We start from the raw sequence: 16,698 nt of genomic DNA on the forward strand, positions 1-16,698 counted from the left end.
GCCTGCACCTACTCTCCTTTTACTGCTTTAACCGTTTTTAACGCTGCTTTTATATCATCATAAATAATATTTCCGACAACTACTGTATCAGCATACTGCGCCATTTCCTTCGCCTGTTCAGCATTAGAAATACCGCCGCCATAATATAACTTAGCTTGTTTCAATTGTGCTTTTACATTTTTAACAAGTTCAATATCTCCATACGTACCGCTATATTCTAAATAAAATATCGGTAAACGTAATAGCTTGTCTGCTAAACGCGCGTATGCAATCACATCATCTTCTGTTACATCACACTTTGCATCTGTAAGCTGGGCTACTTTCGCTTCAGGATTTAAAACACAATATCCTTCCATAAAAATTTCGTCCCAATCCATAATATCCCCAAATTCTTTCAAAGCCTCATGATGAACGCCTGTTACCCATTCCACCTTTCGGCTATTTAAAACGCTTGGGATATAATAAAAATCGAATCCTGGTGTAATTGCTTCCACATCAGAAACCTCTAACACACAAGGAACTGCATATCTACGAATGCTAACTAGCATGTGTAGTACATTATCAATTGTCACCCCATCACTTCCGCCTACAATAACAGCATCTGTTCCAGACTCACAAATCATTTCTAAATGTTCGTCACTTAATTCCTTATTCGGATCAAGCTTAAATACATGTTTCCATCCGGAAATATCGTACATGAAAACACCCTTTCTTTTCTCAAGTTGTATATATTTCTGTTTAAAATAACAGTTTATTTTCATCATTATTGTTTTAACTTCATCTTAAATATTTGTTTAAAACGGAGAATTAAGTTTGGAATTACCTCTTCCATATTTTTTAAACTAGAGGATTTAATTTTGAAGTTCCTTTTATGCATTCTTTCATTATAACAAAAAAAGTTACTTACACACACGCACATTCCAACATCTTTTTCACCGTCAAATGTTGGATTACATATCCGAAAAATCAAAAGGGATACTAATAAAAGAAATAGTATTATCTATTTCAACTTTCATAAAAGGAGTGTTTTTCTAATGAAGCAAAATATCGGTACAATAAATGCCCTAATTCGAATTACACTCGGACTTGTCCTCTTCGGTTGTAGTGCAACGAAACTCGTGCGCAAACCTTGGTGCACTTGGTCTAACATTTTGCTATGGATTGGTGCAATGAAAGTTGCAGAGGGAATTGTTCGTTTCTGCCCTATTGTTGAAATGTGGAAATTCGGAAAATACATGAACATGGGGGCATTTAAAATGCCTAGCATGGATTTTGCTAAAAAGGGACATACTAAAGAAGAAGCGAATCAAACTTCCAATCACGACAAACCACAGTCAAATGGAAGTTATGACGCTTCTGACAAAGAGATTGAGTCAGCGATTGAAGATATAATCCTGGCAAAACCGCTTTGAATCATTTGTCACGATGCAAGATGCTCTCAAAGGGACTTAGCTGCTGCAGTGGGCGGTTAAGTCTTCTTTATTTTACCACGAAACAGAACGTACATTCTCGTTTTAAGTATTTAAATATACATAATCAATAAAATTCAGAAAATTAGGTGCAACCCCCTTGATTAAAATGATATAAAAGTGATATCATTTTTATATCAGGAGGCGATCATATGAAAGAAAAACAAGTATTTTATGTTAATGGTTTTCTTGGAATTATTGGAATTTTGATTTTAGCCGCTATCGGTGTATTTTTCCTCGTGCAAGAAATTTTCATAGGAGCAGCATTAACTATTATTTTAGCCGCAGTTCTTGCTACAGGTATTGGTATTGTTCAACCAAACCAAGCAAAAGTCATTACGTTTTTCGGTAATTATTTAGGAACAATTCGTCAAAACGGTTTATTTTTAACGATTCCGTTCGCATTCCGTCAAACTGTATCGTTACGTGTTGAAAACTTTAATAGTAAGAAATTAAAAGTGAATGATGTTGACGGAAATCCAATTGAAATTGCAGCTGTTATCGTCTATAAAGTTGTTGATTCTGCAAAAGCAATGTTCGGCGTTGAACATTATGATCGATTTGTAGAAATTCAAAGTGAAACGGCAATCCGCCACGTTGCAACAAAATATCCTTATGACAATTTTCAAGATGAAACTTGCATTACGTTACGTGGAAACACTGAAGAAATCTCTGAAGAATTAAAACGTGAGTTAGAAGCACGCCTTGAAATTGCTGGCGTAGAAGTATTAGAAACTCGTTTAACACATTTAGCTTACGCAACAGAAATTGCCCATGCAATGCTACAACGTCAACAAGCAAAAGCAGTATTAGCTGCTAGAAAAGAGATTGTTGAAGGTGCTGTGAAGATGGCCAAAGATTCAATCCATATGTTAGATGAAGAAGGCGTACTAGAACTCGATGACGAGCGTAAAGCAAATATGGTGAATAACTTATTAGTTGCCATCGTTTCAGACAAAGGTGCGCAACCAGTTATTAATACAGGAAGCCTATACTAAAAGGTTGTAAATCCTTATGGCTAAAAAGAAAAGCTTTCCATTACGTATTGATCCTGAATTACACGCAGTCATCGAAAAATGGGCGAATGATGAGTTTCGTAGCGTCAATGCACACATCGAATATTTACTTCGAGAAATGGCAAAGCAAAAAGGGAAATTAAAAAAGGATAAAGATGCATAAAAAATCCCGCTGAGGAATCAGCGGGATTTTTCACATATTAATTTCTCGTCATCTCATGCCCAATTGCACGATATCCTATATCACTTCGGTAAAATAGACCATCACTCTCAATTTTACCGATTTCTTTATATACTTTATCTTTTGCTTCTTGTAAACTATTCGCCTTACAAGCAACAAATAGTACACGGCCACCGTTTGTCACAAAGTCACCATGTTTCATTGCTGTACCCGCATGGAAAACAATTACATCTTGCAATGTATCTAGCCCTTTAATAATTTCACCTTTTTTATATGCTTCCGGGTATCCTTTCGAAGCAAGCACAACACCAATTACCGATTCCTCTGACCATTGTAACGTTAACTCACTTTCATCTAATACAGCGTTACATACGTCCACTAAATCATTTTCTAAACGGGGTAATACAACTTCAGTTTCAGGATCGCCAAAACGTGCATTAAATTCAATTACCTTTGGACCATCATTTGTTAAAATAAGTCCCGCATATAAAATTCCTGTAAACGATCGATTTTCTTGGATCATCGCTTTAGCAGTTGGATGTAACACCGTTTCAATCGCCTCTTGAACTGCTGACTCCGAAATTTGTGGTACTGGAGAATATGCACCCATTCCGCCAGTATTTGGACCTTTATCACCATCAAAAGCTCGTTTATGATCTTGTGCAATTACCATCGGATGTACAGTTGTTCCATTCACAAATGCCATTAATGAAAATTCTTGTCCATCTAAAAACTCTTCAATAACAACTTTCTTACTCGCTTCCCCGAACTTTACATCTTGCAGCATTTCTTTCACAGCTTGTAATGCCTCTTCAAGTGTCATTGCTACCGTTACACCTTTACCAGCCGCTAAACCGTCTGCCTTAATAACAATTGGTGCACCAACCTTTTCAATGTACTTTACTGCTTCTTCATAGTCTGTAAAAGTTTCGTACGCTGCAGTTGGAATATTATATTTTTTCATAAGCTCTTTTGTAAAAGCTTTACTACCTTCAATAACAGCAGCCGCTTGATTCGGACCAAATACGCGAAGTCCCTCTTCTTTAAAACGATCAACAATTCCATTCATAAGTGGTATTTCTGGGCCAACGAAAGTTAATTCTACATGGTTCTCTTTAGCAAATAAAACTAATGCATCAAAATCATTTTCATCAATATCAACTGGCGTTGCAACATCACGCATACCTTCATTACCTGGTGCTACATATACCTTTTCTACTTTTTCAGATTGTGCAAACTTCCAAGCTAAAGCATGCTCACGCCCACCGCGTCCAATTACTAAAACATTCATATTTCATCCCCCAATATTTAAATAAGTACAAACTAGAAGCTATGCTCCTAGTTTGTTTTTTCATATCAATCAAAGTTTAAAAAGGAAGATTATCTTAACCGGACTTTTTAAACTTCCTCTATTAGTGTTTGAAATGACGTACGCCAGTGAACACCATAGCAATCCCATATGTATCCGCCACTTTAATAGAATCTTCATCACGGATTGATCCGCCTGGTTGAATGATTGCTGTAATTCCTGCTTTTGCTGCTTCTTCTAATGTATCTGGCATTGGGAAGAAAGCATCAGATGCAAGCGCGCTACCTTGTGCTTTTTCACCAGCTTGTGTAATTGCGATTTTTGCAGAACCTACACGGTTCATCTGTCCCGCACCGACACCAATTGTCATATCATCTTTTGCTAAAACAATTGCATTTGATTTCACATGCTTTACAACTTTCCAAGCTAATTTTAAATCTTTCCATTCTTGCTCTGAAGGTTCACGTTTCGTTGGAATTGAAATTGTACTTTCATCTAATGATAACGTATCTTCCTCTTGAACGAGAAGGCCACCTTGTACAGAAGTTAATTTTTTGCTTGCGCTTGTCGCTTTTTCAATATTTACAGTTAATAAACGTAAGTTTTTCTTACTTTGCAATACTTCCAAAGCTTCTTTTGAGAAAGAAGGTGCAATAATAATTTCTAAGAAAATTTCATGTAACTTTTCAGCTGTAGCTTTATCAATTTCACGATTCGCTGCAATAATGCCTCCAAAAATGGATACTGGATCCGCTTCATAAGCACGTGTGTATGCTTCATGAATATCCGTACCTACTCCAACACCACATGGATTCATATGTTTTACCGCTACTACTGCTGGTTCTGTAAATTCTTTCACGATGCTAAGCGCTGCGTCTGCATCATTAATATTGTTATACGATAATTCCTTACCGTGTAATTGTTCTGCGTATGCAACAGAAGAAGTTGCTGCGAATGGCGCTTTATAGAAAGTTGCTTTTTGATGTGGGTTCTCGCCATAACGTAAGTCTTGCTTTTTCTCAAATGTCACAGTTAATGTTTCAGGACTTTCTTCACCCATTTGCTCTGTTAAGTAATTAGAAATTAGTGCATCATATGCTGCTGTATGACGGAATACTTTTGCTGCTAGTTTACGTTTTGTTTCCTCTGCTACTTCACCGTTCTCTTTTAATTCAGCTAATACAACATCATAATCTACTGGATCTACAATTACAGATACGAATTTATGATTTTTCGCAGCAGAGCGAATCATTGTCGGGCCACCGATATCAATATTTTCAATTGCATCAGCAAATGTTACATCAGGCTTAGCGATTGTTTCTTTGAATGGGTATAAGTTAACGACAACAAAATCAATTGGCTCTATACCTAACTCATTCATTTGTGCTACATGCGTTTCATTATCGCGAACTGCTAATAGACCACCATGAATATTTGGATGTAATGTTTTCACACGACCATCCATAATTTCTGGGAAACCAGTTACTTCAGAAATACCGATTACTTGTAAGCCGTTTTCTTCTAGTAATTTTTTCGTACCACCTGTTGATATAACTTCGATCCCTTGTTCTAGTAAACCTTTAACAAATTCTACTACTCCTGTTTTATCTGAAACACTTACTAATGCACGCTTTTTCATTTACCCTTCACCCCTGGTTGTATGTTAGTTAACAGTTGGTTCTTTCGTAGATTGAACAATTTGATTCACTGTATTTACGTATAATTTATGTTCAACTTGTTGAATTTTCTTTTGTAAGCTTTCTCTCGTATCCCCTTCAGAAACAACTACTGCTTCTTGTGCAATAATTGGCCCTGTATCCATACCTGCGTCTACATAATGAATCGTTACTCCAGTTACTTTCACACCTGCTTCTAACGCTTGACCAACAGCATCTTTCCCTGGAAAACTCGGTAATAGTGATGGATGAATATTAATAATCCTTCCGCCGTAAGCTTCTAGTAAAGTTGGTCCAATTAAACGCATATATCCAGCTAAAATAACATAATCAATTTCATACTCTTCTAGCTTCTTTAATATCTCTTTTTCAAACGCTTCTTTTGACTCATATGCTTTCGCTGAAAAAGCGAAACACGGGATATGATGATAATGTGCTCGCCCAACAGCGCGTGCTTCTGGTTTATCACATACTAATAAACTAATTTCTGCATCCAATCTTTTTTCTTCTACTGCATTAACGAGAGATTGAAAGTTAGATCCGCTTCCAGAAGCAAAAACTGCTAATCTACTCATAGTGCTGTGCCCCCATTGAAGGTAACGCCAGCCCCTTGTACAGTACGTCCAATAATACGAGCTGTTTCTCCTTGCTCTTCAAGAAGACGGACGATATCTTTTGCATCTTCTTCCTTCACCGCTACTACCATACCAATACCCATGTTAAAAATATTGAACATTTCTTTCTCTTCTAGCTTGCCAACTTCTTGAAGTAAACTGAAAATCGGCTGAATTTCCCAAGATCCTAATTCAATTTCTGCACCGATTCCTTCTGGTAACATACGTGGAATATTTTCAATGAATCCGCCACCTGTAATATGCGCCATACCGTATACTTCATATTTCTTCAATAGTTCTAAAATAGGTTTGACATAAATTTTCGTTGGTTTTAATAATTCTTCACCAAGAGGTAGCTCTAAGCGTCCGTAAATGCGATTTAAAGATAGCTCTCCATCTTCTAATAATACTTTTCGTACTAAAGAATAACCGTTACTATGAATACCGCTAGATGCCAAGCCAATTAATACGTGACCAGCTTCAATTTTTTCACCTGTTACAATTTTCTTTTTATCAACAATCCCAACTGTAAAACCAGCTAAATCGTATTCTTCTGTAGAATACATTCCTGGCATTTCAGCTGTTTCTCCACCAATTAAAGCACAACCTGCTTGGCGACAGCCCTCTGATATACCTTTGACGATGTTTTCAATTTTACTAGGTTCAGCTTTACCACAAGCAATATAATCAAGGAAGAAAAGCGGCTCTGCTCCTTGGACAACAATATCATTTACACACATTGCTACTGCATCAATACCAATTGTGTCATGTTTATCTGCCATAAAAGCGAGCATCAATTTCGTTCCCACGCCATCTGTTCCAGATACTAATACAGGTTCTTCTAATGCAAATTTTGATAGATCAAACATACCTCCAAAACCGCCTAAACCGCCTAGTACTTCTTTTCTCATTGTTGTTTGTACGTGTTTTTTCATGCGAGATACCGCTTCATATCCAGCTTCAATATCTACTCCTGCTTGCTTATATGCATTCGCCATCGTTATTTACACCTCGTCTTTTAATTTCTCCCTATCCTGTGCGGGCCGTTTTAAGAAAGAAGCTAGCTTCTACATCAAAAGAAGTAGAAGCTTTTTTCTTCTTATTTTATACTTTCTAAAAGCTCTTGCTCATAATCATAAAGAGCTGTTGGATAATCTCCATTGAAGTACGCCATACAAAGGCCACCGTATTTCCCTTCATATGGACGTCCAATTGCATCTACTAATCCATCTTCACTTAAAAATGTTAATGAGTCTGCACCGATTATTTCACGAATTTCTTCTACCGTATGATTTGCTGCAATTAATTCTTTTCTCGTTTGAATATCAATGCCATAGAAACATGGATATTTCAAAGGTGGTGAAGCTATTCTTACGTGAACTTCTGTCGCTCCAGCCTCGCGAAGCATACGAACAATTCGTTTACTCGTTGTTCCTCGTACGATAGAATCATCAATCATAACAACTCGTTTCCCCTCAACCACACCTCTTACTGCTGAAAGCTTCATCTTAACCCCTTGCTCTCGCAGTTCTTGAGAAGGTTGAATAAATGTACGTCCAACGTAACGATTTTTAATTAATCCTAACTCATATGGAATGCCTGTCGCCTCCGCATAGCCAATCGCAGCTGAAATGCTAGAGTCTGGTACGCCAGTAACAACATCTGCTTCAATAGGAGCTTCTGCCGCTAAACGTTTCCCCATGTTTTTACGTGCTGCATGAACGTTAACGCCTGCGATATTAGAATCTGGTCGTGCAAAGTAAATGTATTCCATACTACAAATTGCATGTTCTACATCATTTGTAAAACGATCTACGTGAATTCCATCATCATTAATGATAAGTAATTCACCCGGTTCTACATCACGAATGTATGTTGCACCTACTACATCAAAAGCACATGTTTCTGATGCTACAACGTAAGCATCTCCCATCTTTCCAATTGAAAGGGGACGGAATCCATTTGGATCTAGCGCAACAATCATTTCATTTCCAGTTAGTAAAAGATATGCAAACGCACCTTTCACTTTATTTAGAGCTTCTTTTACACTTTCAATTAACGAATCTTTCGTACTACGTTTAATAAGATGTAAAAGTACTTCTGTATCTGAACTTGTTTGAAAAATACTGCCCTCTGCCTCTAATTCACGACGAAGCATTTTGGCATTAATTAAATTCCCGTTATGAGCTAATGCCATACTATGATCAGAAAAACGGAATAGTAATGGTTGAACGTTAGCCACTTCACTTCCACCAGCCGTCGCGTATCGTACGTGTCCGATTGCTGATTTTCCGTTCAATCCTTCTAGCTCTCCTCTTGAAAACACTTCTGATATTAAGCCTAACCCCTTGTGACCGACGATTTTCTCTCCATTATTTACGACAATGCCTGCGCCTTCTTGTCCACGGTGCTGTAAACTGTGCAATCCGTAGTATGAAACTTGTGCCGCATTTTCATGCCCCCAAATTCCGAAAACGCCACATTCTTCGTTTAACCCCTTTATTTCAGCAAGCATGGGATTGCCCCTTTCCAAGCCTTTCTCATTTCATCTACATTTGCTGTAAGTAATACTTCATTTTCTTCATTATGAATTGTTACTTCATTTGTATTTGTTACTTCTCCAACTTGAATTGCTTCTACCGCTTTTTCGAACGCTTCTTTATTTTCACGTTTTACAGTTATTACGAAGCGAGATTGTGATTCCGCAAATAATGCCGCTGTTGCTTCCCCGTCTAATTTCACAGTAGCACCTAAGCCGTTAGCACCAATTGCACTTTCTGAAATTGCAACTGCTAAACCACCTTCAGCAACGTCATGTGCAGATTGAACAAGGCCAGCTTGAATGGCTGCTAATACTTGTTTTTGACGTTTTAATTCTACGTCTAGATCGATACTTGGTGATTGACCGAAAATTTTGCCGTGAAGCATTTTCTGTAATTCACTTCCACCAAACTCAGCTTTCGTCTCTCCGATAACATAAACTAAATCGCCAGCTTGCTTAAACTCTTGTGTTGTTACATGTTTTAAATCGTGTACAAGTCCAACCATCCCAACTGTCGGTGTTGGGTATACCGCTTCACCACTACGTTCGTTATACATTGATACATTTCCGCCAATAACTGGTGTTTGTAATGTGCGACAAGCTTCACTCATACCATCTACTGATTTCTCAATTTGCCAGAAGATTTCTGGTTTTTCTGGGTTACCGAAGTTTAAGCAATCTGTAATTGCAAGTGGCTCCCCGCCAGAACATACGATATTACGTGCTGCCTCTGCTACTGCAATTTTACCGCCCACTTCTGGATCTAAATAAATGTAGCGAGAGTTACAATCTGTCGTCATTGCTAATCCTTTTTCTGTACCGCGTACACGTACAACTGCTGCATCTGAACCTGGTGTAACAACTGTGCTTGTGCGAACTTGATAATCATATTGATCATAAACCCACTCTTTACTTGCAATCGTCGGTTGTTGTAATAGAGCGAATAACGTTTCTTTATAGTTTTCTACTTTCGGCGTTTCCATTTTCATTTCTTGGAACTCAGCAAAATATGCTGCTTCTTGTGATGGTTTATGGTAAATTGGTGCTTCTTCTGCAAGAGCATCTGCTGGTACTTCAGCTACCATTTCACCTTTATGGAATAAGCGAAGCATTTTGTCTTCCGTTACTTTCCCCATCGTAACGGCTGCAAGACCATACTTCTCAAATAAATCTACTATCTCTTGTTCTCTACCTTTTTTCACAACAATTAACATACGCTCTTGTGATTCAGATAGCATCATTTCATATGGTGTCATTCCTGTTTCACGCTGTGGTACATCATCTAAGTACATTTCAATACCCATGCCTGCTTTACTTGCCATTTCTGCAGAAGATGATGTTAAACCAGCTGCACCCATATCTTGAATTCCAACAAGTGCATCCGATTGAATAAGTTCTAAGCAAGCTTCGATAAGAAGTTTCTCCATAAATGGATCTCCTACTTGAACTGCTGGACGCTTCGCTTCTGAGCTTTCAGATAACTCTTCAGATGCGAATGTTGCACCGTGGATACCATCACGACCAGTTGATGCTCCTACGTACATTACTGTATTTCCAGCACCGTGCGCTTGCCCTTTTTTAATGTCCTCGTGGTTAATTAAGCCTACGCACATTGCATTTACAAGTGGATTTCCTTCATAACATGGATCAAACTGTACTTCGCCGCCAACAGTTGGAATACCGATACAGTTACCGTATCCTGCAATTCCTGCTACTACTTCTTCGAATAAGTATTTCACACGTGGTGATTGTAATTCTCCAAATCGAAGTGAGTTTAATAGAGCTACTGGACGTGCTCCCATAGAGAATACGTCACGAATAATACCGCCAACACCTGTTGCTGCTCCTTGATATGGCTCAATAGCAGAAGGGTGGTTATGACTTTCCATTTTAAATACAACCGCTTGATTATCACCGATGTCTACAATGCCAGCACCTTCCCCAGGTCCTTGCAAGACACGCTCACCTGTTGTTGGGAATTTTCGAAGCACTGGTTTTGAATTTTTATAACTACAATGTTCAGACCACATAACAGAGAATAATCCTGTTTCTGTATAATTTGGCAGACGGCCTAAAATCTTTTCAACCATGGTAAACTCTTCGTCTGTTAGCCCCATTTCCGCATATATGCGCTCTTCTTTAATTTGTGTTGGATTTGGTTCAAGCATTAACGACATATGTTTCCCTCCACTGTTTTAAGATAGATTGAAAGACTTTTAACCCTTCAGCACCGCCAAGTAATTCATCTACAGCACGCTCTGGGTGTGGCATCATACCAAGTACATTTCCTTTTTCGTTTACAATACCAGCAATATCTGAAACGCTTCCGTTCGGGTTTTCTACGTAACGGAATGCGATTTGATTATTCTCTTCTAATTGTTTAAGAGTCTCTTCATCACAATAGTAATTCCCCTCACCATGTGCAATTGGAATATTGATTACTTCATCTTTTTCATATTGTGATGTAAACATCGTTTCATTATTTTCAACACGTAACTGAACTGTTCGACACATAAATTTTAAGTTTTCATTTCTCATTAATGCTCCTGGTAATAATCCTGATTCAACAAGAATCTGGAATCCATTACATACACCTAAAATTGGCTTTCCTTGCTCAGCAGCTTTTTGTACTGCTTTCATTGCATTTGCAAAGCGAGAAATAGCACCGCAGCGTAAGTAGTCACCGTAAGAGAAACCACCTGGTAGTAGAATTGCATCATATTCATCTAAATTCTCTGTATCGTGCCAAACGTAATCTACTTCTTCGCCAAGCTCATCTTTAATTGCATGGAACATATCGACATCACAGTTCGAACCTGGAAATACTATTACGGCAAATTTCACTGTGCGACAACCTCCTCAACTTCATAACGGAAGTCTTCCATTACAACGTTTGCTAATAGTTTTTCACACATTTCCTTTACCTTACTATCTAAGTCAGTTACCGATTTATCAATTGTTAGTTCCATGTACTTTCCAATTCGAACATCTTGTACTTCTGTGAATGAAAGGCTATGAAGTACTCCTTTTACTGCTGTTCCTTGTGGATCTAATACGCTTTCTCTTAATGTTACATATACCTTAACTTTATACATGTGAAATTCCCCCTAAACGTTTTAAAATCTCTTCATAAGCATCTGTTAAATTTCCAAGATCACGACGGAATACGTCTTTATCAAACTTCTCATTGCTCGTTTCATCCCATAAACGGCAAGTATCTGGTGAAATTTCATCTGCTAAAATGATTTCTCCTTCATCCGTTACACCAAACTCTAATTTGAAATCTACTAATCTTACACGACAGCTTGCGAAATGATCAATCAACACTTGATTGATTTGTAGAGCCATATCTCGTAATACGCTTACTTGCTCTGGCGATGCAACGTTTAATACACGAATATGATCTTCCGTTACAAGCGGATCTCCTAAATCATCATCTTTGAAGTAAAATTCTACGATTGGTTCTGCAAGTACAGTTCCCTCTTCCATTCCTAATCGTTTTGAAAGACTTCCTGCAATTACATTTCTTGTGACAACTTCTAAAGGAATAATACTCACTTTTTTAACAAGTTGTTCTGTTTCAGATAGCTTCTCAACAAAGTGTGTTTTAATTCCTACTTCTTGTAACTTTCTGAACAATAAAGTTGTAATCTCATTGTTCAAACGACCTTTTCCTGTAATCGTCTCTTTTTTCTCCCCATTGAAAGCAGTCGCACTATCTTTGTACTCTACCCAAACCATATCTGCTGATTCTGTACGATAAATTCTTTTTGCCTTACCTTCATACAGCAATTCTAGCTTTTGCATTTCGCAAGCCCCCTGTAGTTTGAAAAATGTGAATAATGTTTTTATAAAGAATGGCACAGAATGACTCTATTCTGTGCCATATGAAATTTTACGCTTCGTTTAATCCTAGGCGTTCAAAGATTGTATCAACGTGTTGCATATGATGCTCATAGTTGAAGCATTCATTAATTTCTTCTTGTGTTAACTTGCTCGTAATACGCTCATCAGCTTCTACAAGCTCTTTAAATTGTACTTGTGTTTCCCAAGCTTCCATCGCTTTAGGTTGTACGATATCGTAAGCTTCTTCACGCACCATACCTTTATCGATTAATGTAAGCATTACGCGCTGAGAATAAATTAAGCCGTATGTTCTTGTCATATTGCGTTTCATATTCTCTGGGTATACAGTTAAGTTTTTAACGATATTACCAAAGCGATTTAGCATGTAATTTAACGCGATTGTAGCATCTGGTAAAATTACGCGTTCTGCTGAAGAATGAGAAATATCACGCTCATGCCATAATGGAACATTCTCATAAGCTGTCATCATATAACCGCGGATAACACGAGCTAAACCAGTCATATTTTCAGATCCAATTGGATTACGCTTATGCGGCATTGCAGAAGAACCTTTTTGACCTTTTGCGAAAGCTTCTTCAACTTCACGTGTTTCACTCTTTTGTAAACCACGAATCTCAACTGCCATCTTTTCAATAGATGTTGCGATTAATGCAAGTGTTGACATGTAATGAGCATGGCGATCACGTTGCAATGTTTGTGTTGAAATTGGTGCTGCTTCTAATCCTAAGTTTTCACAAACATACTTTTCTACGAATGGATCGATATTTGCATATGTACCAACCGCACCAGATAATTTACCAACACGAACTGTATTAGCAGCTTGTTTGAAACGCTCTACGTTACGTTTCATTTCTTCATACCAAAGACCAAGTTTTAAACCGAATGTTGTTGGTTCTGCATGAACACCGTGTGTTCTTCCCATCATGATCGTGTATTTATGCTCTTTTGCTTTATTAGCTAAAATACTTACGAAGTTTTCTAAGTCTTTTAATATGATTTCATTCGCTTGTTTTAAGATATAAGATAATGCTGTATCTACTACGTCTGTAGATGTTAAACCGTAATGAATCCATTTACGTTCCTCGCCTAATGCTGGTGTTTCTGATACAGCACGAGTGAATGCAACTACGTCATGACGTGTCTCTTTTTCAATTTCATAAATACGATCAATATCAAATGATGCATGCTCACGAATTTTCTTAACATCTTCTTTCGGAATATCGCCAAGCTCAGCCCATGCTTCACAAGCTAAAATCTCAACTTCTAACCACGCTTTAAATTTGTTCTCTTCCGTCCAAATTGCACCCATTTCTGGGCGTGTATAACGACTAATCATCTTTTTCCCTCCAACAGTTGTTCTTGATGGTCCCAAATATGCAAACTCTTCGCTTTTTCTAGAGCGACTTCAATATTATCACTTAAAATATTAACATGCCCCATTTTTCGCTGCGCTTTTGCTTCTTCTTTTCCATACAAATGTAAATAGCACCCGGTTAATCTATTCACTTGTCTTAGGACCCCTTCTATATGTTCGCCTAAAATGTTTACCATGACAACTGGTTTTAACAAATTTGTTTCTCCAAGAGGTAAATTACAGATTGCTCGAATATGTTGGCCGAATTGACTCGTTTCACATGCATCCTGTGTATAGTGTCCTGAATTGTGAGGTCTTGGCGCTAATTCATTAATGTAAATCTTACCATCAGCTGTAACAAACATCTCTACCGCTAGTGTTCCCACAAGTTCTAGTTCATCCGCAAGCACTTTTGCATAAGCAATAGCTTTTTGAGAAAGTTCTTCTGTAATGCGAGCCGGAACGATGGATTCATGCAAAATGTTATTTACATGAATATTTTCCGCTACCGGAAATACTTTCGTTTCACCACTTACACTACGAATGACAATAACTGATACTTCTTTTTCAAAAGGCACCCATTTCTCTAAAATACACTCTGCTGCATTCGCAAGCTCTCGCGCTGTATCAACGTCATCCTCACTTCTTAAAACAACTTGCCCTTTCCCATCATATCCGCCTGTCGTCGTTTTTAAGACGGAAGGATATGATAATTCAGCGATTGCTTCAGTAAGCTGATCTTGATTTTGAACTAATCTATACGTTGCTACTGGTAATCCTGCTTTCTCAATCGCATTCTTTTCTGTAAAACGATTTTGTGTTTTACTTAACAACTGACTGCCTTGCGGTAAGTAAGCATGTTTTTCAAGCCATTGTAAACATCTATAATCAATATTCTCAAATTCATATGTGACAACATCACTGATCTCCGCTAAATGCTGAATTGCTTTTAAATCGTCATATGATGCAACAATTTCAATATCAGCAACTTGTGCACATGGTGAGTTTTTTGTAGGATCTAAAACAGCAATTTTATATCCCATTTCCTTAGCTGCCAATGCCATCATTCTTCCTAACTGGCCGCCTCCAATAATGCCGATTGTTTTTCCGGGTAAAATGATTCTCGTCATACTAGCTCACTACCTTCGCGCACATCTTTTTCAATTGCTTCTCTTCTCAATTCTAATGCATCATGTATGTCATCATGGAATGATCCAAGTATTTGTGCAGCAAGTAAACCAGCATTTGTTGAACCAGCCTTACCAATTGCAACAGTTGCAACTGGAACCCCTCCTGGCATTTGGACGATGGATAATAATGAATCTAAGCCGTTTAACGCTTTTGATTGAACTGGCACTCCGATTACAGGAAGATTCGTCTTCGCTGCAACCATTCCTGGTAAATGCGCTGCTCCACCAGCTCCAGCAATAATAACCTTCAATCCACGTTCACGAGCCGTCTCTGCATATTCAAACATATAATCCGGAGTCCGATGAGCGGATACAACTTTTTTCTCATACGGTATATTTAATTCATCTAAAATGTCACAAGCATATTTCATTGTTTCCCAGTCTGACGTGCTTCCCATTATGACTCCAACTAGTGATTTCATATTAGAATCCCCCCGATTCAAATAAAAAAAGCCTGAAATAGAACAGTTTCTCTTTTACTATGAGAGAAAGCGCTCTACTCAGGCATACGTATCCCTTGTGAATAGAAAAATACCGAGTGACTTTCCCTCATAGTCTAACGAATAACGGTCGTTAGGTAGAGACTTGCAGGCCATATCCCCGCGATTATATGAGGTCTTATATATTATTCTTTCTATGGCTATATTAACAATATTTTATAAACAATGTCAACAAATAATCGAATGTTTTTTTATTACTCACCAATAACGTTCGTGTTTTAGTTATATTCAAAAGAATAATTGTAACTATATGCAAGAAGGATAAGCAATTAGAATATATATTTCTAGAGATCTACCATACACAAAACGGTTTGTATATTAATTCCGTATGCTTTTATATAAAGTGAAACTTTAATCAACCCTCACCAATCAGGCTTTTACGGGCAGTTGATCCCCTACCTAGCTTCTTTGCTTCCGCTGAAATTTGAGGTGGGGGTCTTACTGCCCGTTAATGCGGAATAAAGCATATCGTTTCTATTCCTTTGTATCGCATTCATTACTGTAATGATTGGATACTTATTTTCATTCTTATATCATCCCGCTTTTCTTACTCTCATTATGTAAAATATATACTTGTAGTAAGAAATAACAGTTACTCTCAATAGCCTCATTTTCATTCTTTTCTCTCATTAAGATTACTAAATTTACGGATTATGACATTTGATATATAAATAAACACAAAAAAACCTAAGTCGAAACGACTTAGGTTTTTGCTTGGCGACGTCCTACTCTCACAGGGACAAGGTCCCAACTACCATCGGCGCTAGAGAGCTTAACTTCCGTGTTCGGTATGGGAACGGGTGTGACCTCTCTGCCATCATCACCAAACTATGAAGGCATATTCCTTCAAAACTAGATAACATTTGCTACATATTATATGGTTAAGTCCTCGATCTATTAGTATTCGTCAGCTCCACATGTCACCATGCTTCCACCTCGAACCTATCAACCTGATCATCTTTCAGGGATCTTACTAGCTT

General features: G+C 37.8%; 16 protein-coding genes, 2 rRNA genes and 1 riboswitch. Of the genes, 3 read left to right on the top strand and 15 right to left on the bottom strand.

Annotated elements, in window-relative coordinates:
• Positions 1-8 precede the first annotated feature (8 nt).
• The gene (locus ACTFNE_RS20260) at positions 9-698 is read right to left on the bottom strand and encodes a heptaprenylglyceryl phosphate synthase (RefSeq protein ID WP_046199397.1); all 690 of its coding nucleotides are present in this window, start codon (positions 696-698) and stop codon (positions 9-11) included.
• 336 nt (positions 699-1,034) lie between these two features.
• Between ACTFNE_RS20260 and ACTFNE_RS20265 the strand changes: the two genes are divergently transcribed.
• The 3 genes from ACTFNE_RS20265 to ACTFNE_RS20275 all read left to right on the top strand — a co-directional run bounded on the left by ACTFNE_RS20265 (position 1,035) and on the right by ACTFNE_RS20275 (position 2,648).
• Complete coding sequence (locus ACTFNE_RS20265; RefSeq protein ID WP_000812349.1) at positions 1,035-1,412, top strand: YgaP family membrane protein; 378 nt, start codon at positions 1,035-1,037, stop codon at positions 1,410-1,412.
• 209 nt (positions 1,413-1,621) lie between these two features.
• Positions 1,622-2,467, top strand: coding sequence for an SPFH domain-containing protein (locus ACTFNE_RS20270; protein WP_000660683.1), 846 nt, complete (start codon positions 1,622-1,624; stop codon positions 2,465-2,467).
• 16 nt (positions 2,468-2,483) lie between these two features.
• Positions 2,484-2,648 (top strand): toxin-antitoxin system HicB family antitoxin, encoded by a 165-nt coding sequence (locus tag ACTFNE_RS20275; protein WP_001085171.1) that lies wholly within the window; start codon positions 2,484-2,486, stop codon positions 2,646-2,648.
• A 37-nt stretch (positions 2,649-2,685) separates the two neighbouring features.
• Here the strand turns inward: ACTFNE_RS20275 and purD are convergent, their stop codons facing one another.
• The 14 genes from purD to ACTFNE_RS20345 form a co-directional block, all read right to left on the bottom strand.
• On the bottom strand, positions 2,686-3,957 hold the full coding sequence (gene purD, locus ACTFNE_RS20280) for a phosphoribosylamine--glycine ligase (RefSeq protein ID WP_046199398.1): 1,272 nt from the start codon (positions 3,955-3,957) through the stop codon (positions 2,686-2,688).
• 121 nt (positions 3,958-4,078) lie between these two features.
• Positions 4,079-5,614 carry a bifunctional phosphoribosylaminoimidazolecarboxamide formyltransferase/IMP cyclohydrolase gene (gene purH, locus ACTFNE_RS20285; RefSeq protein ID WP_046199399.1) on the bottom strand — a complete coding sequence of 512 codons (1,536 nt, stop codon included), beginning with the start codon at positions 5,612-5,614 and terminating at the stop codon, positions 4,079-4,081.
• Between the two features lie 24 nt (positions 5,615-5,638).
• Entirely contained in the window at positions 5,639-6,226 is a 588-nt protein-coding gene (purN, locus tag ACTFNE_RS20290; protein WP_000088580.1) for a phosphoribosylglycinamide formyltransferase, read from the bottom strand.
• Positions 6,223-7,263: a phosphoribosylformylglycinamidine cyclo-ligase gene (gene purM / locus ACTFNE_RS20295; RefSeq protein ID WP_001262445.1), complete on the bottom strand. Its 1,041-nt coding sequence runs from the start codon at positions 7,261-7,263 to the stop codon at positions 6,223-6,225. Before purM ends, purN begins: the two co-directional genes overlap by 4 nt.
• A gap of 101 nt (positions 7,264-7,364) precedes the next feature.
• Positions 7,365-8,780 (bottom strand): amidophosphoribosyltransferase, encoded by a 1,416-nt coding sequence (gene purF, locus ACTFNE_RS20300; protein ID WP_046199400.1) that lies wholly within the window; start codon positions 8,778-8,780, stop codon positions 7,365-7,367.
• Entirely contained in the window at positions 8,765-10,984 is a 2,220-nt protein-coding gene (gene purL / locus ACTFNE_RS20305) for a phosphoribosylformylglycinamidine synthase II (protein ID WP_270705141.1), read from the bottom strand. Before purL ends, purF begins: the two co-directional genes overlap by 16 nt.
• Complete coding sequence (purQ, locus tag ACTFNE_RS20310) at positions 10,968-11,651, bottom strand: phosphoribosylformylglycinamidine synthase subunit PurQ (protein WP_000666779.1); 684 nt, start codon at positions 11,649-11,651, stop codon at positions 10,968-10,970. The genes purL and purQ overlap by 17 nt, the downstream gene beginning before the upstream one ends.
• On the bottom strand, positions 11,648-11,902 hold the full coding sequence (purS, locus tag ACTFNE_RS20315) for a phosphoribosylformylglycinamidine synthase subunit PurS (RefSeq protein WP_270705140.1): 255 nt from the start codon (positions 11,900-11,902) through the stop codon (positions 11,648-11,650). Before purS ends, purQ begins: the two co-directional genes overlap by 4 nt.
• On the bottom strand, positions 11,895-12,614 hold the full coding sequence (gene purC, locus ACTFNE_RS20320) for a phosphoribosylaminoimidazolesuccinocarboxamide synthase (RefSeq protein WP_001170542.1): 720 nt from the start codon (positions 12,612-12,614) through the stop codon (positions 11,895-11,897). The genes purS and purC overlap by 8 nt, the downstream gene beginning before the upstream one ends.
• An 88-nt stretch (positions 12,615-12,702) precedes the next feature.
• Positions 12,703-14,010: an adenylosuccinate lyase gene (gene purB / locus ACTFNE_RS20325; protein ID WP_000625677.1), complete on the bottom strand. Its 1,308-nt coding sequence runs from the start codon at positions 14,008-14,010 to the stop codon at positions 12,703-12,705.
• Positions 14,007-15,158 carry a 5-(carboxyamino)imidazole ribonucleotide synthase gene (gene purK, locus ACTFNE_RS20330; protein WP_270705139.1) on the bottom strand — a complete coding sequence of 384 codons (1,152 nt, stop codon included), beginning with the start codon at positions 15,156-15,158 and terminating at the stop codon, positions 14,007-14,009. The genes purB and purK overlap by 4 nt, the downstream gene beginning before the upstream one ends.
• Positions 15,155-15,640, bottom strand: a complete 486-nt coding sequence (gene purE, locus ACTFNE_RS20335) for a 5-(carboxyamino)imidazole ribonucleotide mutase (RefSeq protein WP_000839367.1) — start codon at positions 15,638-15,640, stop codon at positions 15,155-15,157. Before purE ends, purK begins: the two co-directional genes overlap by 4 nt.
• A 110-nt stretch (positions 15,641-15,750) precedes the next feature.
• A riboswitch (purine riboswitch) is annotated at positions 15,751-15,852 on the bottom strand.
• 578 nt (positions 15,853-16,430) lie between these two features.
• Positions 16,431-16,546: ribosomal RNA gene (gene rrf, locus ACTFNE_RS20340) — 5S ribosomal RNA — on the bottom strand.
• 49 nt (positions 16,547-16,595) lie between these two features.
• A 23S ribosomal RNA gene (locus ACTFNE_RS20345) occupies positions 16,596-16,698 on the bottom strand; the annotation flags it as partial.

The organism is Bacillus cereus group sp. MYBKT111-2 (genome assembly GCF_051915205.1).
Taxonomy (GTDB): Bacteria; Bacillota; Bacilli; order Bacillales; family Bacillaceae_G; genus Bacillus_A; species Bacillus_A paranthracis.

Coding starts and splice junctions, on each gene's coding strand:
- ACTFNE_RS20260 (WP_046199397.1), bottom strand. CDS start 698: ATGTACGATATTTCCGGATGGAAACATGTATTTAAGCTTGATCCGAAT.
- ACTFNE_RS20265 (WP_000812349.1), top strand. CDS start 1,035: ATGAAGCAAAATATCGGTACAATAAATGCCCTAATTCGAATTACACTC.
- ACTFNE_RS20270 (WP_000660683.1), top strand. CDS start 1,622: ATGAAAGAAAAACAAGTATTTTATGTTAATGGTTTTCTTGGAATTATT.
- ACTFNE_RS20275 (WP_001085171.1), top strand. CDS start 2,484: ATGGCTAAAAAGAAAAGCTTTCCATTACGTATTGATCCTGAATTACAC.
- purD (WP_046199398.1), bottom strand. CDS start 3,957: ATGAATGTTTTAGTAATTGGACGCGGTGGGCGTGAGCATGCTTTAGCT.
- purH (WP_046199399.1), bottom strand. CDS start 5,614: ATGAAAAAGCGTGCATTAGTAAGTGTTTCAGATAAAACAGGAGTAGTA.
- purN (WP_000088580.1), bottom strand. CDS start 6,226: ATGAGTAGATTAGCAGTTTTTGCTTCTGGAAGCGGATCTAACTTTCAA.
- purM (WP_001262445.1), bottom strand. CDS start 7,263: ATGGCGAATGCATATAAGCAAGCAGGAGTAGATATTGAAGCTGGATAT.
- purF (WP_046199400.1), bottom strand. CDS start 8,780: ATGCTTGCTGAAATAAAGGGGTTAAACGAAGAATGTGGCGTTTTCGGA.
- purL (WP_270705141.1), bottom strand. CDS start 10,984: ATGTCGTTAATGCTTGAACCAAATCCAACACAAATTAAAGAAGAGCGC.
- purS (WP_270705140.1), bottom strand. CDS start 11,902: ATGTATAAAGTTAAGGTATATGTAACATTAAGAGAAAGCGTATTAGAT.
- purC (WP_001170542.1), bottom strand. CDS start 12,614: ATGCAAAAGCTAGAATTGCTGTATGAAGGTAAGGCAAAAAGAATTTAT.
- purB (WP_000625677.1), bottom strand. CDS start 14,010: ATGATTAGTCGTTATACACGCCCAGAAATGGGTGCAATTTGGACGGAA.
- purK (WP_270705139.1), bottom strand. CDS start 15,158: ATGACGAGAATCATTTTACCCGGAAAAACAATCGGCATTATTGGAGGC.
- purE (WP_000839367.1), bottom strand. CDS start 15,640: ATGAAATCACTAGTTGGAGTCATAATGGGAAGCACGTCAGACTGGGAA.